Genomic DNA, 22,097 nt, shown 5'->3' on the forward strand with positions numbered 1-22,097 from the left:
ATGTATTTTCGTACGCTTTTATCTCTTCTATTTATAGGAGGTATTCTTGTCGGCTGTAATCTAAATAATTCAAATTCAACTCCCAATACAAACCCAAATAAAAATATCGGGGTTGAACAATCAAGTTATGAGGAAAATTATAACTTAACAAACCAAGAAATCGCATCTCATCTTGCTACTTTAGCTATCGAAGTGCCAGATGTAAATGATGCAGCAGCAATCGTTGCTGGTCCATATGCTGTTGTAGGAATTGATATTGATGAGGCGACTGAAAGACAGCGTGTAGGAACGATCAAATACTCGGTAAATGAAGCTCTTCAACATGATCCTTATGGAAAAACTGCTGTCGTAGTGGCTGATGCAGATATGCCTGAACGTCTACGAGAAATGAATGATAAAATTAGACAAGGGTACCCGATATCTGGTGTTGTAGATGAATTAGCTGAAATTGTTGGCAGATATATGCCAAGTTTTCCAGTACCAGAAAATCGTCCCGAAGAAAGAGATGAAAATGAAGAAAAAACACCTGCAGAAGATAAACAAAAATTGGACCAAATACAGCGAGAACAGTCCAATCGATAAAATAGAAATCAAAACGAAAAGTAGAGGAAATGCATTTTACCCTCTACTTTTTTTATTTTATTCATTAAATTCTTTTGATAAATTTTCAATCTCTTCTTGTGCAGTTTTATTGAAATATTGCACACCAAATTGGGATCCTTCCGAGACCATTTTTGCGTTTTCAAGCTGTGTACGGTCTTCCTTATTAACTTGATCTGGAATACCGGCTTGCACAAAAGTGTCAGTTGTACTACTTTCGGAATCGGAAGAACTATTTTCTCTATTTTTCATTAAATAGCTTACACCTATTGTTGCCGCCGCTCCAATTATCGGTAATACATATCTTTTTTTCATTTATAATCATTCCTCTCAATTTGAAGCATATTTATCGTAGTTATAGAATACCCTGTCACACTTTTAATAAACATTATGTTATAGTGGATTTATATTACAATTTTGAGGTGAAAATCGTGCAAGTTCAGTGCATACTTTGTGATAAAATTGAAAGCATTGAAGATAGTTCTTTGCAAGCGAAGCGTTTATTAAATAGAAAAGTACAATCTTATTTATGTAAATCATGTAATGATCGAATTACTGAAAAAACTAAAAAGCGTTACGATACTGGAAAATTTCATCTATATAGCTCTAAAAATAAACATGAAGTGAAAGATTTCCAGTAAACCTTGTTAGAGTGATTCAAAAAAGGCTGGAAAAATAAAAAAGACGACTTTGTTAGATTTATATGCAGCTTAGGAAATAACCGCTTTTCACGTGCACAGCCAAAAGATCTGTAGCTCCTCCTCTCGAGTCGCTACAAAAGACTCGAGAAGCAGCTTTTAACCGATGCGGAGTCTGCGTGTATTTCCTATGCTATACTAACAAATTGTTCGTCTCTCAGTTGCTAGTTATATTATTTTCCAGCCTCTGATTAATCATTTTTTCGTTCTCTATGTAATCGAAATCGATATATACCTAAAACAATCGATATAATAATTAATGTCTCAGTCATTGGATATTTAACTAAACTAAATAATGTTATTACGATTACTCCAATTGCAAGTAAAGTATAAACAATGATCGATTTTAGTAAAGGTAATTGTCGCGCAAATCCTAATTTATACGCGATCACACTTAAAATAAGATTTACAATGTAAAAAAACCAAAGTATATGATCTGTTCCAAAGTTATCGACATAAAAATTAAATATAATTGATCCCATATTTTCCCCCGCCATATTTCATTAGTATCTTGTCCACTACTTACTATACTAAATATAAGCTTTGTATACCATCAATTATGTTTCGTTTTTAAATAAAATATTATATACTTTATAGGACATGAAGTTGAGGTGTTTAAAATGAAAAAAATTAACTTTCCGATGTTATTACTGGCTATTTTAGTTGTGCTTATGTTTTGTTTAGTCGGTGTTGCCATTGCTTATGAAAGTGTACTATTAATTATTTTATTTATTTTACTTGGTTTTGCTCTTATGGGATATGGAATTTTTCTCAAAAGAAAAAGTGACTATTAAAGTCACTTTTTTGCTTTTAATAAGTATGTATGTATAAGATCTTTTTGAATGCTTGGATTACACGTTAATATCGATGTTCGTTCCAGCATGTTTACCTTATCTCCACTTATATTTGTTGTCACTCCGTCTACCTCTTCAATGATTATTCTTCCTGCCGCAATATCCCAAGGTTCCAATCCCATCGATATGTATGCATCTACAACACCTTCTGCAACATAAGCGAATTCTAAAGCTGCAGAGCCATACGTCCTAGTTCCCCGTACATCTTTTATTAATTGCTGCATAACTGTTTCATCTACTATTCGATTTTTCGTAAGCCAATAATGATTCAAACAAATAATAGACTCATGAATCGTTTTGTTTTTATTTAATGGAGCTAATCTTTTTGTATTTTTAAATGCACCATTCCCTCTTAATGCACTATACAGATTATTATTCATAACGTCATAAATGAAACCAATTTCACCAATTCCATGTTCGTATATACCGATAGAGATTGCAAAATTCTGTTTTTGATGAACAAAATTCATCGTACCGTCTATCGGATCAATTATCCAAACAGTGCCTGAAACATTCTCAAACGTATCTCCATACCCTTCTTCACTCAATAGTAAATGTTCAGGATAATACTGTTTAATTTTACTGGCAAAAAAAAATTCCACTTTACGATCCATTTCCGTTACTAAATCTTTCGGGTTGGATTTCGTATTAATTTCAAGTGGATCATTTATTTGGTTACGAATAATAGCACCTGCCTCTAATATCCACGCTCTAACTCTGTTGAACAAGGTTTCTCTAGTAATTACGTCCATTCATTTACCTCCGCTTTTATCGATTAGGGCGTTTTTATTCTTTTTATAGAATCGATAATGTCGTAAAACTCCTTTTCTTTTTAAAAAATAAGAAGTCTTCGAATTTTGTAATTACCAACCATTGTATCAAAACTCTTACTATTTATCATTGGATTCGATTAAATCCTGAGTTAGATCATTATTTTAGGTAGAAAGTGCTTTAAGTTTTTTAACTAAATAATTGAGTTTTTCTTTTGATTTGTTTATTTCTTCTTCATTTTTCATTTTCATTGCATCAAACAGTGCTACAAGTTCATAATCTATTTCCATACGAACTACAGACAACATTTGACGACTTTCTTTTTTTCTAACCTGTTCGATTACATACTTCATAACACTCACATCCTTTGTAGATAGTATTATCTATATGATGTTTTTTAAAATTGGTGTATTCTAAATAGCTATCTATCATATTTTAATTTATTTTATTCTTCCTATTGTTATATTATTCATTCCCCAAATAAAGCAGTTATAAACTCAATAATTAAGGAATAAAAAAACAACGCATTAATTGCGTTGTTTTACTTCAGGCTCGGACAAACAGAAGTAAAGAAAAGACGGATATTCGGAGACTCCAATAGGGAAAGCATCAGCCGAAAATCCATTTTTAAGTTTGGACAATCTTAAGAAATTATTACATTGAGGAAAACGGAGTAGATCTGGACGAAACTAATTGGTACAATTTTGAATGAAATTTAATCCATTTATGAATTCTGTTCTCTGCGATTTTTTAGCAGCCATTATTGATTTGACTATTTTATTTACTTATTATTAATACGATTCAACCCTATGTTCTAATCTTAATTTATCTGCAACCATTGCAATAAATTCCGAATTTGTCGGCTTAGCCTTAGACACATTAATCGTATAACCAAATAATTCGGTTATCGAATCTATATTTCCTCGATTCCAAGCGACCTCAATTGCATGTCTGATCGCTCGTTCTACACGAGAAGCGGTTGTATTAAACTTTTTGGCAATATCCGGATACAATATTTTCGTAATTGAACCTAATAATTCTATATCATGATATACCATTGTAATTGCCTCTCTTAAATAAAGATATCCTTTAATATGTGCTGGCACTCCAATATCATGCATAATATTCGTTATGTTAGATTCAATATTGTCTTTTTCTTTACGAGGTGTACGATTAACTTCTGAAATTTTCGTATGAGTTTTTTCAGCGTTTTGAGAATGAACTTCTCTAATTTTTTCCACTAAATGATGAAAGTCGAAAGGTTTTAAAATAAAGTATGATGCTCCGTATTCAACCGCTTTTCTCATAACTTCTTCTTGTCCAAAAGCAGTTAACATAATAATATTCGGACTTTTCTTATGTTTCATTTCCCTTACCTTTTGAAGCACGGCAAGACCATCAATATGTGGCATAATAATATCTAAAATTAATATGTCAGGGTCAAGCTCTCCTAACAGATTAATACATTCTCTCCCATCATACGCAACACCAATAACTTCCATATCTTCTTGTTCATTTAAATAGTCTTCCATAATATGTACAAGCTCCCGGTTATCGTCTACAATACCAACAGAAATTTTGTCCACTTTTTTATCACACCATCCTCTTTGTTTTGCTAGCTAATGTATATATTCGACATCTTCAACATTAATCCTCTTTTTTATATAAAAAAAGCTTTCCTATTTTTTGGAAAGCTTTTGAAAAATTAACCAACTTGTGCTTCTTTTTCTTTATAAATATCAATGCCTGCTTCTTCTAACATCCATTCAATATGGACTCCATAACCGGATGTCGGATCATTCACAAAAACATGAGTTACTGCGCCAACTATTTTATTATTTTGAATAATAGGACTTCCACTCATTCCTTGAACGATTCCACCTGTTTTCTCTAATAGTCGTTCGTCCGTTACTTTTATGACCATTCCTTTTGTTGCAGGAAATTTTTGAGGGATTGTGTTAACAATTTCTATATCAAATTTTTCGACCTTTTCTCCTTCAACAACAGTTAATATATGAGCTGGTCCTTTTTTCACTTCGTGAGACAGCCCGATCGCCATAGGCTTTTGTTGATTCCCTTCTAAAACTGTAGGATCAAGTATACCAAAAATACCAAATGGACTATTCTTAGTAATTGTCCCTAATTGTTTATCTTTCATTGAAAATTTAGCTTGTTTCTCACCTGGAATGCCTTGATTCCCTTTTTCAATAGAAGTAACTGAAGAACGAACAATTTTTCCATTATGAATTTCAATTGGTTTTTTTGTATCGGAATCAGAAATTATATGTCCTAAAGCTCCATACTTACCAGAATCTTCATCATAAAAAGAAATAGTGCCAATCCCAGTTGCAGAATCTCTTATATAAAGACCAATTTGATAACTATTATCTTTATTATTTAATGCAGGTTGTAATTTGGTTTCAATAATATCTTGACCTCGTTTTAATTTAACGAGTATATTTTCATTATTTTTTCCTGCATTTGTCACAATGGGCTTTACGTCTTCTAAATGCTTGATTTTATTTCCATTCATTTCCAATATGACATCCCCAACATGAATTTCAGCTTCATCCCCCGGCGATTTTGATTTATCATTATTCTTAACAAGATGATGACCAACAACCAGTACACCTAATGTGTGTAACTGAACCCCGACAGATTGCCCGCCCGGTATGACCTTTTTACCATTTAGTACCGATACATTTACTTTTTTTACAGGGATATTTGCCTTTTTATATACTAAGGTCGTTTCTCCCTGTTCATTAGGATAAATTTTAGAGTCCCGTGTTACAATAGAGTTATCAGTCGTGACTGTATAATTGTTTCCTAAGTTTGGAATGGACATCGGTTGTTCGCTTTGAAATGTGATCATTTCATTGGGAATGGAGATGTATTGCTTCATGTCAGTTAAAAAGGGGAAAATTAAAAATAAAATAAGAAGTAAAATACCAATTGAGGCCCTTATTTTACTCTTAGATGTCAATTTCGTCCACTCTCCTCTTCTCTTTATCCCATACCTTTTAACCGTATCTTTAATTTGACCTAAAACCAGTCTTTTTAAACGAGAGAAAGATAAGAAAAGATGTGTAACATTACCTGTTATAAAATAAAAAGCCAACTTTTTCAGTTAGCTTTTATGGATTCTTTATAATTTTTCGTTAAATCGAGTAATTCTTGAGAGTGTTCAATAGCTGTATCGGTTAATGTCGCTCCAGTCATCATTCTTCCTAATTCTTGAATTTTTTCTTTTTTACTTAAGTCTTTCATATGCGTCGATGTCCGTTTTTGCTTTTCTTCTTTCTTAATAAGTACGTGATGATCTGACATAGCTGCAACTTGAGGGAGGTGTGTAATACAAAGGACTTGGGTAAATAATGATATTTGATACATCTTCTCAGCAATAGCTTGAGCAACTCTTCCACTTACTCCAGTATCAATTTCATCGAATATTACTGTCCCAATATTGTCATGTTTAGCAAATATCTTTTTCAAAATGAGCATGATTCGAGAAAGTTCTCCACCCGATGCTATTTTCGAAAGTTCTTTTAATGGCTCGCCTAGGTTGGTTGATATTAAGAATGATACGTCATCGATACCATTTAATGTTAGAACATTCAGTTTATCAAATTGAACTGAAAACTGGGCATTTTGTAAATATAAATCTTTTAATTCCAATTGAATATTTTGTTCTAAAGAAGCTGCTATTTCTTTTCGTTGTTCACTTAATTTGCTTGCCACCAAGTGCGCTTTCTCTTTTATTGACTCTAATTCCTTCTGGATGTTTTCAATATGAGAATCTTTATTTTGTATTTCTTCTAATTCTAAAGTAATTTTGTCTCTGTATTCCATGATTTCTTGAACGGAAGAACCATACTTTTTCTTAAGTCGATTAATTTCATTTAATCTTCCTTCGATTTCGTTCAGTCTTTCTTCATCAAAATGTAATTCGTCAATAAAATTACGTAAGGAAAATCCAATTTCTTCTAAATTATAAAAAATATTTGTTAAATCCTCAGCCTGTTTTTGAATAAACGGGTCATATTCTTTTGCGGCTTGTAATGTGTTCTGCGCGACATCAATTAATTCTATCCCTTTTCCTTCTCCGGATAATGCAAAATAGGCTTCTTGCACAGAATGGTAGATCTTTTCATAATTTTGTAATTGATCCCGTTCTTGCATCAATTTAATATCTTCATCTTCTTGTAAATCAGCTTGTTCTAACTCAGTTAATTGAAACTGTAATAAATCCAGGCGGTGAGCCATTTTTTGTTCGTCAGAACTTAGGCTCCGATATCTTTTATATAAAGAAGTATAATGCTCAAATAATTTTAGATACTGTTCTTTTAATGGGAGCGTTTTTTCTACATCATAAAGATCAAGCAGATGAATATGGCTTCGTTTATCGGTTAAATGAATCGTATCATGTTGGCTGTGAATGTTAACTAATAATTGACCTATTTCCTTTAAAACAGTTAACGTAACAATCTTACCATTTATCCGGCAGATACTTTTTCCCTTATCTGTAATAGTACGCTCCAATACTAACATATCATCTTCTGTTTCTATACCGTAATTTTCACACATATCATAAATTTGATGTTTATTTTCAGTCAAAGTGAACAATCCATTAATTTCTGCTTTTTTCTCGCCAAATCTTACATAATCGACAGAAGCTCGACTACCCGTTAACAATTGAACCGCATCTATAATAATCGACTTACCTGCTCCTGTTTCTCCTGTAAGTACAGTTAAGCCTTCATGAAAAGTAATTGAAATATCATCTATTATAGCAAAATTACGAATTGAAAGTTCCGTTAACAATCTAGTCACCTCACTATCGTTTTATAACAAATTTAAAAAGCGTTGCTCTATTTCTCTTGCGTTTTCTTCTGTTCGGCAAATAATTAAGCATGTATCATCCCCACAGATGGAGCCCATTATTTCTTCCCAATCGAGGTCATCAATAATAACACCAAGAGCATGAGCATTTCCAGGTAATGTTTTTAATACGATAAAGTGAGATGCGTGATCAATGCTTACAAATGCCTCCATAATAAGTCTTTTTAATTTATCTTGTGGGTTAAAACGATGTTCAGTTGGGGTACTATATTTATATCTTCCTGTAGAAGAAGGTACTTTAACTAAATGAAGTTCTTTGATATCACGTGATACGGTTGCCTGGGTTACTTTAAAGCCTAAATTTTTTAATCGATTAACTAATTCATCCTGAGTCTCTATATCGTTCTCGGAAATGATTTCTTTAATTTTAATATGTCGCTTAATTTTACTCATTATATACCTCCAAAAGAAAAAATTACACTTTTTTTAAAGTTTCATGAGCTTCAATGACAACCTCTTTAATCACTTCATCAAGTTCATTTGTTACCTCTGCTTTATTACTATTCCATCCGAGATGCGCTAGAAACTCAATATTTCCTTCACTCCCTGTAATGGGAGAGTATGTTAAATTCAAAAATGAATAACCTTCATTTTTAGCAAAAGTTATAATTTGCTTTAGAACTGAACGATGAACATGCTTATCTCTAATCACACCTTTTTTCCCTACTTGTTCTCTCGGCGCTTCAAATTGCGGCTTAATTAATGTAATTACTTCACCATTATTTTGTAAAAAGTTTTTAAGTACCGGTAAAATTAACTGCAAGGAAATGAAAGATACATCAATCATCGCAAAATTAGGGAGCCCTTGAACAAATAGTTCTTTTGTTACATACCGGAAATTAGTTCTTTCATGAACGATTACCCGCTCATCACTTCGTATTTTCCAGTCCAATTGATTATACCCAACATCTATAGCATATATGAGACTTGCACCATTTTGAAGTGCACAGTCAGAAAAGCCACCTGTTGAAGACCCAATATCCACGATAATTTTGTTGTCAACGTTTGTTTGAAAGTCTGTCAATGCTTTTTCTAGCTTATATCCACCACGACTAACATATTTTATCTTACCTTTAACAGTTAAAGGTATATCTTCGTTCACTTTCATACCCGGCTTGTCCAATCGTTCGTTTTGAGTAAAAACTTGTCCAGCCATAATCATCCGTTTGGCCTTTTCCCGGGTTTCGATTAAGTTTCTTTTTACCAATAGTACGTCTAATCGTTCTTTTCCCATGTTATAAAATCCTTTACTTTTTCTTATTCGTTTTCGGAAGAACTCTAATTTTTAGTTTCTCTTCTATAAAATAAATTATTTTTCCAGCTAATAAAATAATCTGAGTCGAGGAATTGATTGCAAAATATTTACCTAACGCTTTCCCTCCTACAGTCAATGCTGCCACTAGACTTGTTAAGACAACAGATAAAATAATGTGAGGAGTCGGTTCAGCCGTACCATGAATCAATTTAGTAATATCTAAAATAACGATAGTTAGGGCGCTTCCGCTTACAATACCAGATATGTCTCCAATTACGTCATTACAAAAGCTGGCGAATTTGTCTGCATTTTTATAGATGTTTACTGCTTCTTTTGCTCCTGTAACTTTTTCAGCTGCCATTGCGTGAAGTGGAGCTTCATTTGCTGCGGTAGATGCTATTCCGAGCATATCGAATACAATCCCGATTAATACAATAAATAAAACAAGAATCAAACCTATTAACCAAGAAACATTGTTTAACAAGGAAGAAGATAAACTTGAAAAAATAGCCGCTAACACAAAAGTGATAACGGCTATTGTTAAACTAAATCTTATCGAACGTTTTATTTTTTCATTCATAATCATTCAAAGGCCCTGCCTTACTTGTAATAAAATATGTACGGGAATGGCCATTTAATAGGTTAAGACTGCGGCTTAGGTCCAGTAGGTTTTCCCAAATAGATACCTGGCGTCGCCACCAAAGGCAGTTCCCTTTTAAATCTATTTTAACTTTGTCGCCAAAAGTTAGACTGGATTACCACTTAGTCCGCACTATAATCCCTTTTAAATGTCGATGTGAACAGCCTAGGAGATTTCCTCTAACAGTCTTTAGCCTATCCCTAGCCTCTTTTGCAGCACCGATTTCATAGAGGTAACATAGAAAAGCATTAGTGGCCAACTAATTACTTCCCAAAATAAACTCTAATCCCCTCGGATGCCACTCAAGGCAGGCTACGCTGTCTAATTTTGTAAAGATTAATAATAATCTTTATGGACAGGTTCATACCCCATTCCATACTATCAGCCACGTTAAGCATCAAGGACAGAGATGGGCCTCCGCGGTTAATGGGTCAACGCCCACATGCCTTTGTGGATCGCCCATAAACCTTAACTCCCAGCATTAACCCAAGGCTGGGCGCCTCAAGCCAACACAAGGAACTTCATCGATATGCCCTTTGGCAGATTTTTAGGCCCGCCTTCAGGATAGGAGGACTGACTAGGATACTGCACCATTCCTTTAGTAATAGATAGTATACCATAATATGATATAAAAATCTATATTCATTTACGCTTATTAATGGTCTCTATTTCCGAAATAAAGCAATAAATCTTCTAAATAAGAATCAGTTGCATTTGCACGTTTTAGTGAATTTCTTGCCGTTTCTTTGTACTTTTCTTTTTGTTGTTCCGCTCCCTCAAGTCCTAATAAATTCGGATAGGTGCTCTTCTCATTTAACTCATCACTGCCGACCGGTTTTCCTAATTTATCTGGATCTCCTATGACATCTAGTATATCATCTTGAACTTGAAATATAAGTCCTAAATAATGAGCATAATTTTCAAGATATGTTTGCTGCTCAGTAGTAGTTTTTGCCAAATATGCGCCTGCCGTAATGGCAAATGAAATCAATCTACCTGTTTTAAGTTCGTGGATCTTTTCAAGTTGCTCTAAAGTAAGGACCTTTGTTTCTCCTTCCATATCTAACACTTGACCAGCAACCATTCCTTCTGGACCACTTGCTTTTGCTAAAGAACTGATGAGAAATGTTTTTTCTGTATCAGATAACATTGGGTCATCTGCAATAAGTTCAAATGCATAGGTAAGTAAGGCATCTCCTGCTAATATGGCTGTCGCTTCGTCAAACTCACGATGATTTGTTAGTTTACCTCTACGGTAGTCGTCATCGTCCATTGCCGGCAAATCGTCGTGAATTAATGAATACGTATGGATCATTTCCAAAGCAGCCGCTGTTTTGTATACTTTCTCTATATTCTCAGCATACGTGTTGTAACTGGCAAATAATAGAATCGGACGCAACCTTTTTCCACCTGCGAATAATGAATACTTCATCGACTCTTTTAGTGAAGTTGGGATTTCTTTTTCGATGAGTACCTGGTTAATTTGCTCTTCAATTATAAGCTTTCCACGTTCAATATATTTCTCAATAGATATCGACACGAGTCTTATTCCCCCTGTATTTCGAATGGTTCTATCTCATTTCCATCCTTTAAAATCTGTGTCATTTTTTCTTGTGCATCTTCAAGAATATCATCACATAATTTTGATAATTTCATGCCTTCTTGATAATATTCAATCGCTTTTTCAAGCGGTACATCTTCTTCTTCGAGTTTTAAAACGATCTCTTCTAACTTTATAATTGCTTCTTCAAAGGATAATTCTTTTCTTTCATCCAATATTATCCCTCCGTTTATTTTGTACTAAGCAGTGGACTGAACCATCTTGCATTTTAATTTCCACATGTTCCTTAATAGCTACTTGATCAACTGATTTAATAATTTTTCCCTTTTCATTAATTGGAAGAGCAAATCCTCGCTTCATAATGTACAATGGGTTAAGTAAAGATAGCTTATCGATATATGAAAGGAGATTTTGTGTTTTCTTTTCAATAATTGCCTCACTGTATTTATGCAAATCTTCTTTTAATTTCAGAAGATTTCCCTTTGCTAATTCTTGTACTTTTTTAGGGTGTTGTGCTTTTATTCGAGTTAACTGATGTTCATATTCAGTTTTCTTTATTTTAATAATCGATGAGAAACTAGTCTGTAGCTTTTCAGTTAATCGATCCACATATTGTTCTTTATCACTGAGCAAATGTTTTGGATAATGAAATGCATATGACTTTCTTAACACCTGTAAAGATTCGGTTTTTTTCATTATTGTCAATTGTGTTAATTTAATTAACCGAGCTTTTAGATGATGGACAGTATCTGACAATTCTTGCATGGAAGGTACAGCTAACTCTCCTGCACCTGTTGGTGTTGCAGCACGAAGATCCGCAACAAAGTCGCTAATTGTAACATCGGTTTCATGGCCAATCGCACTTATGATAGGAATCTTTGAATGGAAAATAGCCTTAACTACTCTTTCGTCATTAAAACTCCATAAATCTTCAATTGAACCTCCCCCTCTACCGATAATAAGCGTATCAAACATTTCTAAAGAACATGCATTTTCAATAGCTTTTACGATAGAAGGTGCCGCTTCTCCACCTTGGACTAATACAGGAAGAACAGTTAGTTGAACGATGGGAAACCTTCGCTTGATTGTCGTAATAATATCACGTACCGCTGCTCCGGTAGGTGAAGTAATAACACCTATATGACGTGGAAATTTAGGGATTTGGCGTTTATGCTGCAGTTCAAAATATCCTTCCGATTCCAATTTGACCTTCAATTGCTCAAACGCTAAATATAAAGCACCAATCCCGTCTGGCTCCATACTTTTAATATAAAACTGATAGTTGCCATAAGGCTCAAAAACACTAACATGACCTCTTAATAATACATTCATTCCATTTTCAGGCCTAAACTTTAACTGCCGATTATCACTTGAAAACATCACTGCCTGAATTCGAGCATTCGTATCTTTGATCGTTAAATACATATGCCCGCGACTATGATGACTAAAATTAGATATTTCCCCTTTTAGCCAAACTTCTTGTAGATGAGGATCAAGTTCAATTTTTCTCTTTACGTATCGAGTTAAAGCTGTAACGGATAAATATTTTTCCTTCACCCTTTATTCAATCCCTTTGCCGCTTTAATTGTGTTTGCTAACAACATAGTTATCGTCATCGGACCGACACCTTTAGGCACAGGGGTAAGAAAAGATGCTTTCTGTTTAACATCCTCAAAATCAACATCTCCTGTAAGTTTTCCATCTGTATTTCTATTTACTCCAACATCAATTACAGCAGCACCTTCTTTAACATACGAACTATCAATGATATTTGCTTTACCAATTGCGACAATAAGTATATCTGCTTGATTGGTAATTGATTTTAAATCGTTTGTTCGTGAGTGACAATACGTAACCGTTGCATTTTCATTTAATAATAATTGTCCCATGGGTTTGCCTACTATATTACTTCTTCCTATTACGACAACATGCTTGCCTTCTATGACAATATTTTTTGATTTTAACATTTGAATAATGCCGTATGGCGTGCATGGTAAAAATGCATCTTGTCCAACGATCATCCGCCCAATATTAATTGGATGAAATCCATCAACATCTTTTGCAGGATCAATTGTTTCAATAACTTTTTGTTCATCAATATGGTTTGGTAATGGTAATTGAACTAAAATTCCATGTACGTGGTCATCCTGATTAAGCTCAACTATTTTATTAAGCAATTCTTGTTCAGATAAATCTGCATTTAACCTAATAATATTGGAAGAAATACCGACTTCTGCAGATGCCTTTTCTTTCCCCTTTACGTAAGAATGTGAAGCCGGATCATCCCCGATTAAGATAACTGTTAAATGAGGAGTTAGACCTGTCTCTTTTAGTTGTACTATTTCTTCTCGCATATTGTCTCTTAATTCTTTTGCTAATTGTTGACCATTAATAATTTCAGCGGGCATGACAAATCCTCCTTCTACTTAATTATGTTTGATAACACACCATTGATGAATTTACCAGATTTTTCATCTCCATATTTATGAGCCAATTCGACTGCCTCGTTTATAGACACTCCAATAGGTATGTCATCTAAATAGTCCATTTCATATACTGCTATTCGTAATATCGCTTTCTCAACTAACGGAATCCTTTCAAAGGACCAATTATGTAAATGACTGCTTATACGATGGTCAATCTCTTGTTTGTTCTTTATTGTTCCAAACACAACAATCTTCGTATAAGAATTCATTCCCTTATCATTTATTTCTATATCTGAATTAATATCTTCTTGAAACAAAATTTTAAATGCTTCTTCTCTTGCTGACCTACGATCCATAAAATTTCTCCTCTAATTTGTATAATCTTTAAAAATCGTATCAAATTTATTCGTACAATGCTAGAAGAAACAAATATTAAATATTTTTCCTCTCTTTTATCAAGAAGAAAAAGTCAAAAGGAAACCCTTTTGACCTCTGAAAAGAAAAAAATCTTATTTATCTTGAACGATTGGATTATCTTTTAAAAAGTTTGTATTAAAATCTCCCTGTTTAAATACTTCATGATCCATGATTTTTGAATGAAACGGAATTGTTGTATGGACTCCTTCTACTACAAATTCATCCAGCGCACGTTTCATACGGTGGATCGCCTCTTCCCTAGTAGGCCCATATGTAATAAGTTTAGCCACCATTGAATCATAAAAAGGTGGAATTGTATAACTAGGGTATACAGCTGAATCTACTCGTACTCCAAGACCACCAGGAGGAAGATACATATCAATTTTCCCAGGAGAAGGCATAAAGTTCTTAAAAGGATCTTCAGCGTTAATTCTACATTCTATAGACCAACCGTTAAATTGAACCTCATCCTGTTCGATAGATAAAGATTCATTATTTGCAATTCGTATCTGTTCTTTAATTAAATCTACTCCTGTAACCATTTCAGTCACTGGATGTTCTACCTGGATACGAGTGTTCATTTCCATAAAATAAAATTCTTTATTTTTCCGATTAAAAATATACTCAATCGTCCCGGCACCAACGTAATTTACTGCTTTGGCAGCTTTGACAGATGCATCTCCCATTGCTTCTCTAATTTCAGGAGTAATTGCCGGTGATGGAGTTTCTTCAATTAGTTTTTGTAAACGGCGTTGAATCGAACAGTCTCTTTCTCCTAAATGGATAACATTCCCATGTTCGTCGGCAAGGATTTGAATTTCAACATGACGAAAATCTTCAATGTTTTTTTCTAAATAAACTCCAGGATTACCAAAAGCTGTTTCAGCTTCTTTTTGAGTAATACGGAAACCATTAATTAATTCTTCTTGATTATAGGCTACCCGAATACCTTTACCCCCACCTCCGGCAGTTGCTTTGATAATAACTGGATACCCTATTTCCTCTGCTACTTTTATTGCTTCTTCCTCATTTTGTAATATTCCTTCAGAGCCTGGTACAATTGGCACTCCCGCATCTTTCATTGTTCTTCTAGCTACATCTTTAATACCCATTTTTTGTATCGCTTCAGGCGAAGGACCAATGAATTTAACATTACATTCTTTACATATTTCAGCAAAGTCTACATTTTCAGCTAAAAATCCATATCCAGGATGGATTGCATCAACGCCGGTTGAGGTAGCTATTGTCATAATATTTGTTACATTTAAATAACTCTCTGCACTAGGCGCTGGGCCGATACAATAAGCTTCATCAGCAAGTTCAACATGTAATGCGTCTTGGTCCGCTTCGGAGTATACAGCTACTGTTTGAATCCCTAATTCTTTACATGCCCGAATGATTCGAACAGCTATTTCACCTCTGTTAGCGATTAATACTTTTTTAATCACTTATATCGTCCCCTCACATTACTTTGTTTTAACTTTGAATAGTGCTTGTCCATATTCTACTAGTTCACCATCGCCAACTAGAACTTCTACAATTTCTCCAGTAGCTTCTGCTTCTATTTCGTTAAATAACTTCATTGCTTCTACGATACATACGATTGTATTTTCATCAATTTTGTCGCCAATTTTTACATATGGATCGCTTTCAGGAGATGGTTTACGATAGAATGTTCCAACCATCGGAGAAACAATTTCGACGATACTGTCGTCATCTTCTACTGTCTCAACGACCTCTTCTTTCGCTTGTTGTTTTGGTACTTCTTTCGTTGGTTCTGGTTGTTTTTCCTCAACTATAGGAGCTTGTACTACAGGTTGTGTATGTATAATTTCTTGTACTGCATTACTATTTTGAACTACTGTAGGTTTTTTAATTGTTATAGTTGAACCATTATCTTCATAAACAAACTCACTTATTGAAGATTGATCAATAAGTCTAATTATTTCTCTTAATTCTTGTACTTTTAGCATTTCTAACTCTCCTTTTTGCATAATTTACATATTAAATTCTATTTTAACATAATTTATTGCGAACAACTCAAATTTTTATGTATTGTTCGAAAACCCTGTTAGTTTGCTCCCTATTGATTGTACAATAACTTGAGTATAACTTAAACGTTTAAGAGTATGACAAAATAAGAAGGAACTTCATAATACTTATCTCTAAAGAATTTTAGATGGTTAAAGTAAACTGTGTAGTAGCGAAAATTTAAGAATGAACTGATTAATCGCTGCGGAAATATGTTTCGCTTTCCATGGGCGGCTGTTGAGCCTCCTTGTGCTACGCACTTCGTAGTCTCATCTAGGCCTATGCTCCCATAGGAGTCTCCACATATTTCCTCCGCTGGGAAGGTAACTGTTGACTGAATTTCTAAATTTAGGACCTATAACAACAATGCTTTTTTTTGTCGAATAAAATTTGCATGCTAGCGTAAAAAATACGAAGACTCCTGCAGGAACAGCGCGAGTCCGAAGATCCCTTTAGTTTCTCGTTAACGAGAAACTACAGAAGCTGAGGCCGTGCCTGCGGTAAAGAAGACACTGTAAAAGCAAACGATAGTGCAGCTTGAACAGATGTCGCTCTTATGCCTGTGGTGAAAGCGAAGTATTTTTCTGAAGCGTTCTGGAAATTAATAAAGTTGATGCAATTACTGCACAGTTTTCATCTAATGTATAACATAGTTAATAATAAGAAATGAAAAATCCGATATGATTCAAATTTGTATAGAATCATATCGGATTTCTCAGTAAGATTTAGTCTCTATTATTTTTTCGCCTGAATTATTAACTATTTGTTGCTTGGAAATTAACGTCTACCGTCATTTCTCCCAATTCATCTTTAACCATTTGCATAATTTTTACCGCTTCTTCTCTCGGAAGATTATCAGTGATTACGTGAACATGAACTTTATTATCCTCCGCTCTAACCAAAACATCTTCATATTTCTCGTTAGTCGATAAAATCGTTTCTTGTAAAATATTTTCTTTTGTCGCTACTTTTTCCATTGTATCAATTTCATTCAATGCTTCGTTTATTTCGGTAGCTGTTGCACTACTTGATGCAACAATTTCTTTCAAACGATCTTTTTTTATATTACGCTCATCCTCAAGCTCCATACGGATCGTAGTGAATAATTCATTACCTTGAACAGGAGTAATTCCTTCAACCTCAACGTCATTTTCTACCTCATTTTGGTTAATTGTCTGCTCTAAACCTTCTTGTCCAGTATCAATGTATGCTAAATCCTCTTTATCGGACATCATATAATAAACACTTAATACGATCATAAGACTTAACATGGTCAATAACCATACAGTTTGTTTCTTTAACATTACATTTTCCCCTTTCACTTTGGCATTACAGATATTTTATATGTTGGTACATCCAAAACCTTTGAAACAGATTCAACAATCCATTTTTTTACCGTCGCATTCTCTGCGCCTTTTGCAATAATGAAAACGCCTCGTACTTCAGGTTTTTTTGTTTGAACTAATACCGGCACCTCCTGATCCCCTTGTCTTACATATACTAATTTTGTCTCTTTCGTTTCGTCGTCTACCTGTCTGATTCCACCATTTTTATCCTCTTCGTCTGTCGTTTGTGTACCTAATATTAAGTCTTTTTCGTAAACATTTACGTTAGTTGAATCTACATTGACCATTACTTCCACTTCTGAAATGCCTTTAATTTGATTTAACATTGCTTGTAAATCTTTTTCATAGCTAGATTCAATTTCAGTCACATTTGAAATGAGGGACACTTCTTCTATATCTTCCTCTTTAACAACTACATCAGTTTCTTGATTCATTCCCCCTTCAAATTTATTTTTAGGACTAAGTAAATTGCCAACAATAATTAGCAAGATTGCAACTAAACCTACTATAAGAACATACTTTCTTTTTTTATTATCTTTATCTACCTGGAGATAGTTTTGAATTAATTTCTTTAGTTTCTCAATCAAGACGTCCCTCCCTCCCATACAATTTGAATATTGGTTTTATCTAACCCCCACACTTCCTTTAATGTATTAATAATCTTCTTATCCCTTTGACTTCTAGCCTTTTCCGGACGATCATCTTGTTGTTTCGCTTCGATCACAATTGGCTGGACTAAACTTTCCTCTTTCTCAGCTTCATCCGGATTTTCTGTTAATGTAACGAATACCTCTTCAAGGCTGTCATAGTTGTCCACTATTGGCTCATTAAAAGAAAATGCTACATCAATAATCTGTACGGAGTATTCTTCTATTAAGATGGGGTTTACCTCCTTCATTAGCTGTAACTTCACCTCATTCCATATATATGCATCTTGTTCAGCTTGTATATCTTTTTTTTGCTTTTCAACTAAATTTTCTGTTTCGGCATATTGTTTATTGTCAAAAATAGCCCTCTCTATCTGATCTAATTGATAGGTTACATCCACAGAAAATAGATATAAAATTGGCTTTGTTAATATTAAAAGTAAAAGTAAACCAACAACAATATTGACATATTTTTTCATAGAATTATTTGGTAACAATAACTCAACAATTGTGCCTAATAATATAAATACGATAATTTGCATTACCCATTCTGTAACTAAATTCATATTGAATCACCTATCTTAATAGTAACGGAATATTGCTAGCAACTATCATAATTACAATCGATAAGAAGAACATAAAAGTTACCGTGATCAAACAAGCTAATACGTATAAAATATATTTACTAATTATATTTAAACTCACAATGATTGGGCTGTTTCCTAAGGGTTGTAACAATGCTGCAGCAAGTTTATATACTAAAGATATTGCCATTATTTTGATAGCTGGGAAAATAGCAATAATCACGACAATTGTTAAACCAATGATTCCTACAGCATTTTTTAATAATTGTGCTGCGGATAAAACTGTATCAGCAGCATCTGTAAACGTCCTTCCAACAACAGGAATAAAGTTTCCAGTAATAAATTTTGTTGTTTTTAAAGCAACTCCATCCTGAATGGCAGTTGCAGTTCCTTGTACAGACATAACTCCAAGGAAAATGGTTAAAAATAACCCTACCGTACCTATACTGATCGATCTAAACAATTCAGCTAAATGGGTAGCTTGAAAATTTTCATTCAAATGACTCACAATAATTAATAATGCGGATAAATATAAAAGTGGAAATACAAAAGTTGTCATTAATAAACCACTGACATGGATGAGAAATATAATGATTGGATGAAAGAAAGTCACGGTGATAACTTGTCCAAATGTTGCGATTAATCCTAACATAAGTGGCAATAATGCTATCATGAAGCTGCTCATCATATCGATTGTTTCTTTAGCATAAGTAAACACCAGATAAAAACTATTGAGCGTAATATAAATCAACACCATATAAACAACAAAATATGCTATTTTACTTACAACACTTTTCTCAAATGCTGCATGCATAGACTGAAGAATGACTGAAAACAATGTTAAAATAATGAGTGTGCCAAGTAACTTACCGTTTAATATAATTTCATAAAATAAATAGCTCAAAATTCCTTTAAAGGTTGACTTAAACGAAATGGTTCCATTGTCCTTGATCAGCTCACCTATACTTTTATGATTTATTTCTGGAATAAATTCACCATAATCACTTCCTATCTGTTCCCAAAACTTATTTACTTCCTCAATTGTCAAGGTGTCTAATAAATTATCATCTAATTCCGTTTCATCCTGTGTTTCATCGCCTACTTCTTGAGCAAGAGTACCTGTAGATAAAGGCATCAATGCAAACATAATAAGTAAAATAATGATTCTATAGTATTTCATCCATATATTTACCACCCTTTTTGACATTTAAAATGGTGCCGTTGATGCAGGTATAAAGTTGAGGATTACTTCGACAACTGCGCTGATGATAGGTATCGCTAATAACAATATGAATATTTTTCCAGCAAGCTCAATTTTAGAGGCAACAGAACTTAGTCCTGCATCTTTAGTAATATTTGAGCCAAGTTCAGTTATGTAAGCAATGCCGATGATCTTTAAAATAGTTTCAACATAGAATGAGTTTACAGAAGCCTTATTACCGAGTGAATGTAATAATTGAATGATAAGACCGATTTGTTTAATGACAATAATTAATAATAAGATGCTTGTAATTAAGATGATGAAAAAAGCAAATGAAGGATTTATATCCTTTAAGATAATGTGGAGAAGAGTAGCAACGATGCCGATTAATACAATTTGAACAATATCCATTTCTCTAAAAACCTTTTAATAAAAATACCGATTTTATTTGTTGAAATAAATCCGCCAGATGATGAATTACGATTACTAGGACGATTATAAAGCCAACTAATGAAACAAATTGGGCAATATCCTCTTTTCCTACTTGCTTCAGTACCGTATGAATTAAAGCGGTAATAATTCCAATCCCCGCAATTTGGAACAAAATAGTCGCATCTAATAGCATGAGGATACTCCTTTCTAAAACAAAATTAGGACGATAAATATTCCTATCAATACACCTAAACTTCTCATCATTTTTTCGTATTTATCTCGTTGTTCCAGCGCTTCATCTAATTCACGTTCTAAGTGATGGATTGCTAACGCAATATGCTTTTGTTGTTGAAGTGAAGAGTGTTGCCCCAAACTTCGTCCAAATTGTTTTATAATTTCTTGTTCATTTTTCTTAAGAGCAGATACTTTCATTAACCTGTTTAAAGCCTCATCCCACACGTCAAGAAAATCAGTTACAACATCAGATAATTTATGTGTCATTTGTCGATAAAACTCGTTGATCGGATAAGCTGTTTTGTTACTTACCGTATGGAAAATATCTTGTAATGTTAATTGACTATATACAACTTCAGCTTCTATCATTTGCAAAGATAGAATAAATTGTCTGATTTGTTTTGTCCGATCTCCTAGTCGATTACTCATATCAAACCCTATCCAAGTAGTTGTGCAAATTAATATTAGAGCTCCTATCCATTTCATCTCTCTTTCACCAAATTTGTTAGTTTTTTATTATCACTTGAAAATATTTCAATATTAAAATAATTCTTTTCATCCTTTTGTAAAATAATAAATCGCTTAAATACTTGATAATCAAATAGACTAGTCATTGATGGACGTTTTTGCAATTCTTCTATTGATGAACCATGTACGGTACAAATAATATTCACTCCCGCAAATACCGCCTCCATCATTGCATCTACATCCTCTTGTTTTCCAATTTCATCAACGATTAATATATCTGGCGACATAGAACGTATCATCATCATCATTCCAGCTACTTTCGGACAAGCATCAAGTACATCTGTCCTTAGCCCAACATTATGTTGAGGAATTCCATTAACAGACGCTGCTATTTCAGAACGTTCATCAATGATTCCTACTTTCTGTGGTCCATAGCTATTGTTGTCACTAATTACTCTTGCTAAATCTCGGAGGAGAGTTGTTTTTCCAGTTTGCGGAGGACCAATTATTAATGTATTGACATAACTTCCATTTTCTCTTAATAAATGAATAAAAGGGGTAGCAATTTGTTCTACTTCTCTCGCAATACGAATATTGAAGAACGTAATATACTGCAAATGTTTTATCTTTCCCTCTAATGTAGTCACTTCACCTGCTAGTCCAACTCGATGTCCTCCGGAAATAGTTATATACCCTTCTCTAAGCTCGTCCTCTAATCGATACAACGAATGATTACTTAGTTGATTCAATACATAAATACTATCTTTCACACTGAATTCAATGCTCTCCAACCATTCTATGTTATGATGAAAATTAAGCTCTACCGGTTGATTTAAACGCAATCGAATTTCTTCTAACTCTCCCCATTTTGAAGCACAATGTAATTCGACTGCTTGTTTTATTTTTTCTGGTAATATTCTTAATATTTCATTCATTTCTTCACTACCTTATTCAGTTTATATATTCTAAATTTATGCCCTGTATTTCTATTTATGCATGAAACTAATATAGAGAAAATTATAATAAACATAAA

The 22,097-nt window shown here is 33.6% G+C and carries 28 protein-coding genes; 3 read left to right on the forward strand and 25 right to left on the reverse strand.

Translation table 11 applies throughout. The features are described from left to right. The gene (locus SPD48_RS13725; RefSeq protein ID WP_336258695.1) at nucleotides 1-582 is read left to right on the forward strand and encodes a YhcN/YlaJ family sporulation lipoprotein; all 582 of its coding nucleotides are present in this window, start codon (nucleotides 1-3) and stop codon (nucleotides 580-582) included. 57 nt (nucleotides 583-639) lie between these two features. On the opposite strand, the gene SPD48_RS13730 is transcribed toward SPD48_RS13725, so the two are convergent. Next, nucleotides 640-915, reverse strand: coding sequence for a hypothetical protein (locus tag SPD48_RS13730; protein ID WP_336258696.1), 276 nt, complete (start codon nucleotides 913-915; stop codon nucleotides 640-642). A gap of 116 nt (nucleotides 916-1,031) precedes the next feature. Between SPD48_RS13730 and SPD48_RS13735 the strand changes: the two genes are divergently transcribed. Next, on the forward strand, nucleotides 1,032-1,241 hold the full coding sequence (locus SPD48_RS13735; RefSeq protein ID WP_336258697.1) for a YlaI family protein: 210 nt from the start codon (nucleotides 1,032-1,034) through the stop codon (nucleotides 1,239-1,241). 248 nt (nucleotides 1,242-1,489) lie between these two features. Here SPD48_RS13735 and SPD48_RS13740 read toward each other — a convergent pair whose 3' ends face one another. Next, complete coding sequence (locus SPD48_RS13740; RefSeq protein WP_336258698.1) at nucleotides 1,490-1,780, reverse strand: YlaH-like family protein; 291 nt, start codon at nucleotides 1,778-1,780, stop codon at nucleotides 1,490-1,492. Between the two features lie 138 nt (nucleotides 1,781-1,918). Here SPD48_RS13740 and SPD48_RS13745 point away from each other — a divergent pair, with 138 nt between their 5' ends. Then, the gene (locus SPD48_RS13745) at nucleotides 1,919-2,092 is read left to right on the forward strand and encodes a DUF5325 family protein (RefSeq protein WP_336258699.1); all 174 of its coding nucleotides are present in this window, start codon (nucleotides 1,919-1,921) and stop codon (nucleotides 2,090-2,092) included. Between the two features lie 2 nt (nucleotides 2,093-2,094). Here SPD48_RS13745 and SPD48_RS13750 read toward each other — a convergent pair whose 3' ends face one another. The 23 genes from SPD48_RS13750 to spoIIIAA all read right to left on the reverse strand — a co-directional run bounded on the left by SPD48_RS13750 (nucleotide 2,095) and on the right by spoIIIAA (nucleotide 21,999). After that, nucleotides 2,095-2,904: an inositol monophosphatase family protein gene (locus tag SPD48_RS13750; RefSeq protein WP_336258700.1), complete on the reverse strand. Its 810-nt coding sequence runs from the start codon at nucleotides 2,902-2,904 to the stop codon at nucleotides 2,095-2,097. 183 nt (nucleotides 2,905-3,087) lie between these two features. Further along, a complete protein-coding gene (locus SPD48_RS13755) occupies nucleotides 3,088-3,276 on the reverse strand; it encodes a hypothetical protein (protein ID WP_336258701.1) in 189 nt (62 codons plus the stop codon). Nucleotides 3,277-3,714: 438 nt separating this feature from the next. After that, nucleotides 3,715-4,509, reverse strand: coding sequence for a sporulation transcription factor Spo0A (spo0A, locus tag SPD48_RS13760; RefSeq protein ID WP_336258702.1), 795 nt, complete (start codon nucleotides 4,507-4,509; stop codon nucleotides 3,715-3,717). Nucleotides 4,510-4,628: 119 nt separating this feature from the next. Continuing rightward, nucleotides 4,629-5,906: a SpoIVB peptidase gene (gene spoIVB, locus SPD48_RS13765; protein WP_336258703.1), complete on the reverse strand. Its 1,278-nt coding sequence runs from the start codon at nucleotides 5,904-5,906 to the stop codon at nucleotides 4,629-4,631. A 140-nt stretch (nucleotides 5,907-6,046) separates the two neighbouring features. Beyond that, the gene (recN, locus tag SPD48_RS13770; RefSeq protein ID WP_336258704.1) at nucleotides 6,047-7,744 is read right to left on the reverse strand and encodes a DNA repair protein RecN; all 1,698 of its coding nucleotides are present in this window, start codon (nucleotides 7,742-7,744) and stop codon (nucleotides 6,047-6,049) included. A gap of 21 nt (nucleotides 7,745-7,765) precedes the next feature. Next, entirely contained in the window at nucleotides 7,766-8,215 is a 450-nt protein-coding gene (ahrC, locus tag SPD48_RS13775) for a transcriptional regulator AhrC/ArgR (protein ID WP_336258705.1), read from the reverse strand. Nucleotides 8,216-8,237: 22 nt separating this feature from the next. Further along, nucleotides 8,238-9,056 (reverse strand): TlyA family RNA methyltransferase, encoded by an 819-nt coding sequence (locus SPD48_RS13780; protein WP_336258706.1) that lies wholly within the window; start codon nucleotides 9,054-9,056, stop codon nucleotides 8,238-8,240. 13 nt (nucleotides 9,057-9,069) lie between these two features. Continuing rightward, the gene (locus SPD48_RS13785) at nucleotides 9,070-9,657 is read right to left on the reverse strand and encodes a hypothetical protein (protein WP_336258826.1); all 588 of its coding nucleotides are present in this window, start codon (nucleotides 9,655-9,657) and stop codon (nucleotides 9,070-9,072) included. Between the two features lie 715 nt (nucleotides 9,658-10,372). After that, entirely contained in the window at nucleotides 10,373-11,257 is an 885-nt protein-coding gene (locus tag SPD48_RS13790) for a polyprenyl synthetase family protein (protein WP_336258707.1), read from the reverse strand. Between the two features lie 5 nt (nucleotides 11,258-11,262). Then, nucleotides 11,263-11,457, reverse strand: coding sequence for an exodeoxyribonuclease VII small subunit (gene xseB / locus SPD48_RS13795; protein ID WP_442962160.1), 195 nt, complete (start codon nucleotides 11,455-11,457; stop codon nucleotides 11,263-11,265). A gap of 28 nt (nucleotides 11,458-11,485) precedes the next feature. Next, the gene (xseA, locus tag SPD48_RS13800) at nucleotides 11,486-12,835 is read right to left on the reverse strand and encodes an exodeoxyribonuclease VII large subunit (protein WP_336258709.1); all 1,350 of its coding nucleotides are present in this window, start codon (nucleotides 12,833-12,835) and stop codon (nucleotides 11,486-11,488) included. Then, nucleotides 12,832-13,686 (reverse strand): bifunctional methylenetetrahydrofolate dehydrogenase/methenyltetrahydrofolate cyclohydrolase FolD, encoded by an 855-nt coding sequence (gene folD / locus SPD48_RS13805; RefSeq protein WP_336258710.1) that lies wholly within the window; start codon nucleotides 13,684-13,686, stop codon nucleotides 12,832-12,834. The genes xseA and folD overlap by 4 nt, the downstream gene beginning before the upstream one ends. Nucleotides 13,687-13,700: 14 nt before the next feature. After that, entirely contained in the window at nucleotides 13,701-14,060 is a 360-nt protein-coding gene (gene nusB / locus SPD48_RS13810; protein WP_336258711.1) for a transcription antitermination factor NusB, read from the reverse strand. A gap of 153 nt (nucleotides 14,061-14,213) precedes the next feature. Beyond that, a complete protein-coding gene (gene accC, locus SPD48_RS13815) occupies nucleotides 14,214-15,569 on the reverse strand; it encodes an acetyl-CoA carboxylase biotin carboxylase subunit (RefSeq protein ID WP_336258712.1) in 1,356 nt (451 codons plus the stop codon). A gap of 18 nt (nucleotides 15,570-15,587) precedes the next feature. Beyond that, on the reverse strand, nucleotides 15,588-16,094 hold the full coding sequence (accB, locus tag SPD48_RS13820) for an acetyl-CoA carboxylase biotin carboxyl carrier protein (RefSeq protein WP_336258713.1): 507 nt from the start codon (nucleotides 16,092-16,094) through the stop codon (nucleotides 15,588-15,590). Nucleotides 16,095-16,907: 813 nt separating this feature from the next. Then, complete coding sequence (locus SPD48_RS13825; RefSeq protein ID WP_336258714.1) at nucleotides 16,908-17,456, reverse strand: SpoIIIAH-like family protein; 549 nt, start codon at nucleotides 17,454-17,456, stop codon at nucleotides 16,908-16,910. A 14-nt stretch (nucleotides 17,457-17,470) separates the two neighbouring features. Beyond that, complete coding sequence (gene spoIIIAG, locus SPD48_RS13830) at nucleotides 17,471-18,085, reverse strand: stage III sporulation protein AG (protein ID WP_336258715.1); 615 nt, start codon at nucleotides 18,083-18,085, stop codon at nucleotides 17,471-17,473. Further along, a complete protein-coding gene (spoIIIAF, locus tag SPD48_RS13835; RefSeq protein ID WP_336258716.1) occupies nucleotides 18,082-18,711 on the reverse strand; it encodes a stage III sporulation protein AF in 630 nt (209 codons plus the stop codon). The genes spoIIIAG and spoIIIAF overlap by 4 nt, the downstream gene beginning before the upstream one ends. A 10-nt stretch (nucleotides 18,712-18,721) precedes the next feature. Further along, nucleotides 18,722-19,909, reverse strand: a complete 1,188-nt coding sequence (gene spoIIIAE, locus SPD48_RS13840; protein WP_336258717.1) for a stage III sporulation protein AE — start codon at nucleotides 19,907-19,909, stop codon at nucleotides 18,722-18,724. A gap of 27 nt (nucleotides 19,910-19,936) precedes the next feature. Then, nucleotides 19,937-20,341, reverse strand: coding sequence for a stage III sporulation protein AD (spoIIIAD, locus tag SPD48_RS13845; RefSeq protein ID WP_336258718.1), 405 nt, complete (start codon nucleotides 20,339-20,341; stop codon nucleotides 19,937-19,939). Nucleotides 20,342-20,345: 4 nt separating this feature from the next. Further along, nucleotides 20,346-20,555 (reverse strand): stage III sporulation protein AC, encoded by a 210-nt coding sequence (spoIIIAC, locus tag SPD48_RS13850; RefSeq protein ID WP_336258719.1) that lies wholly within the window; start codon nucleotides 20,553-20,555, stop codon nucleotides 20,346-20,348. A gap of 14 nt (nucleotides 20,556-20,569) precedes the next feature. Continuing rightward, nucleotides 20,570-21,082 (reverse strand): stage III sporulation protein SpoIIIAB, encoded by a 513-nt coding sequence (gene spoIIIAB / locus SPD48_RS13855; protein ID WP_336258720.1) that lies wholly within the window; start codon nucleotides 21,080-21,082, stop codon nucleotides 20,570-20,572. Continuing rightward, complete coding sequence (gene spoIIIAA, locus SPD48_RS13860) at nucleotides 21,079-21,999, reverse strand: stage III sporulation protein AA (protein WP_336258721.1); 921 nt, start codon at nucleotides 21,997-21,999, stop codon at nucleotides 21,079-21,081. The genes spoIIIAB and spoIIIAA overlap by 4 nt, the downstream gene beginning before the upstream one ends. Between the last annotated feature and the right edge of the window lie 98 nt (nucleotides 22,000-22,097).

Source organism: Pseudogracilibacillus sp. SE30717A (assembly GCF_037071985.1).
Lineage (GTDB): Bacteria > Bacillota > Bacilli > Bacillales > Amphibacillaceae > Pseudogracilibacillus.

What these genes read in the sequence shown, in the direction of transcription:
- accB (WP_336258713.1), bottom strand. Translation starts at nt 16,094, where the DNA reads ATGCTAAAAGTACAAGAATTAAGAGAAATAATTAGACTTATTGATCAA.
- SPD48_RS13825 (WP_336258714.1), bottom strand. Translation starts at nt 17,456, where the DNA reads ATGTTAAAGAAACAAACTGTATGGTTATTGACCATGTTAAGTCTTATG.
- spoIIIAA (WP_336258721.1), bottom strand. Translation starts at nt 21,999, where the DNA reads ATGAATGAAATATTAAGAATATTACCAGAAAAAATAAAACAAGCAGTC.
- nusB (WP_336258711.1), bottom strand. Translation starts at nt 14,060, where the DNA reads ATGGATCGTAGGTCAGCAAGAGAAGAAGCATTTAAAATTTTGTTTCAA.
- SPD48_RS13755 (WP_336258701.1), bottom strand. Translation starts at nt 3,276, where the DNA reads ATGAAGTATGTAATCGAACAGGTTAGAAAAAAAGAAAGTCGTCAAATG.
- SPD48_RS13785 (WP_336258826.1), bottom strand. Translation starts at nt 9,657, where the DNA reads ATGAATGAAAAAATAAAACGTTCGATAAGATTTAGTTTAACAATAGCC.
- spoIIIAD (WP_336258718.1), bottom strand. Translation starts at nt 20,341, where the DNA reads ATGGATATTGTTCAAATTGTATTAATCGGCATCGTTGCTACTCTTCTC.
- spoIIIAC (WP_336258719.1), bottom strand. Translation starts at nt 20,555, where the DNA reads ATGCTATTAGATGCGACTATTTTGTTCCAAATTGCGGGGATTGGAATT.
- SPD48_RS13740 (WP_336258698.1), bottom strand. Translation starts at nt 1,780, where the DNA reads ATGGGATCAATTATATTTAATTTTTATGTCGATAACTTTGGAACAGAT.
- SPD48_RS13725 (WP_336258695.1), top strand. Translation starts at nt 1, where the DNA reads ATGTATTTTCGTACGCTTTTATCTCTTCTATTTATAGGAGGTATTCTT.
- ahrC (WP_336258705.1), bottom strand. Translation starts at nt 8,215, where the DNA reads ATGAGTAAAATTAAGCGACATATTAAAATTAAAGAAATCATTTCCGAG.
- SPD48_RS13730 (WP_336258696.1), bottom strand. Translation starts at nt 915, where the DNA reads ATGAAAAAAAGATATGTATTACCGATAATTGGAGCGGCGGCAACAATA.
- SPD48_RS13750 (WP_336258700.1), bottom strand. Translation starts at nt 2,904, where the DNA reads ATGGACGTAATTACTAGAGAAACCTTGTTCAACAGAGTTAGAGCGTGG.
- SPD48_RS13780 (WP_336258706.1), bottom strand. Translation starts at nt 9,056, where the DNA reads ATGGGAAAAGAACGATTAGACGTACTATTGGTAAAAAGAAACTTAATC.
- spoIIIAE (WP_336258717.1), bottom strand. Translation starts at nt 19,909, where the DNA reads ATGAAATACTATAGAATCATTATTTTACTTATTATGTTTGCATTGATG.
- folD (WP_336258710.1), bottom strand. Translation starts at nt 13,686, where the DNA reads ATGCCCGCTGAAATTATTAATGGTCAACAATTAGCAAAAGAATTAAGA.
- spoIIIAF (WP_336258716.1), bottom strand. Translation starts at nt 18,711, where the DNA reads ATGAATTTAGTTACAGAATGGGTAATGCAAATTATCGTATTTATATTA.
- spoIIIAB (WP_336258720.1), bottom strand. Translation starts at nt 21,082, where the DNA reads ATGAAATGGATAGGAGCTCTAATATTAATTTGCACAACTACTTGGATA.
- SPD48_RS13745 (WP_336258699.1), top strand. Translation starts at nt 1,919, where the DNA reads ATGAAAAAAATTAACTTTCCGATGTTATTACTGGCTATTTTAGTTGTG.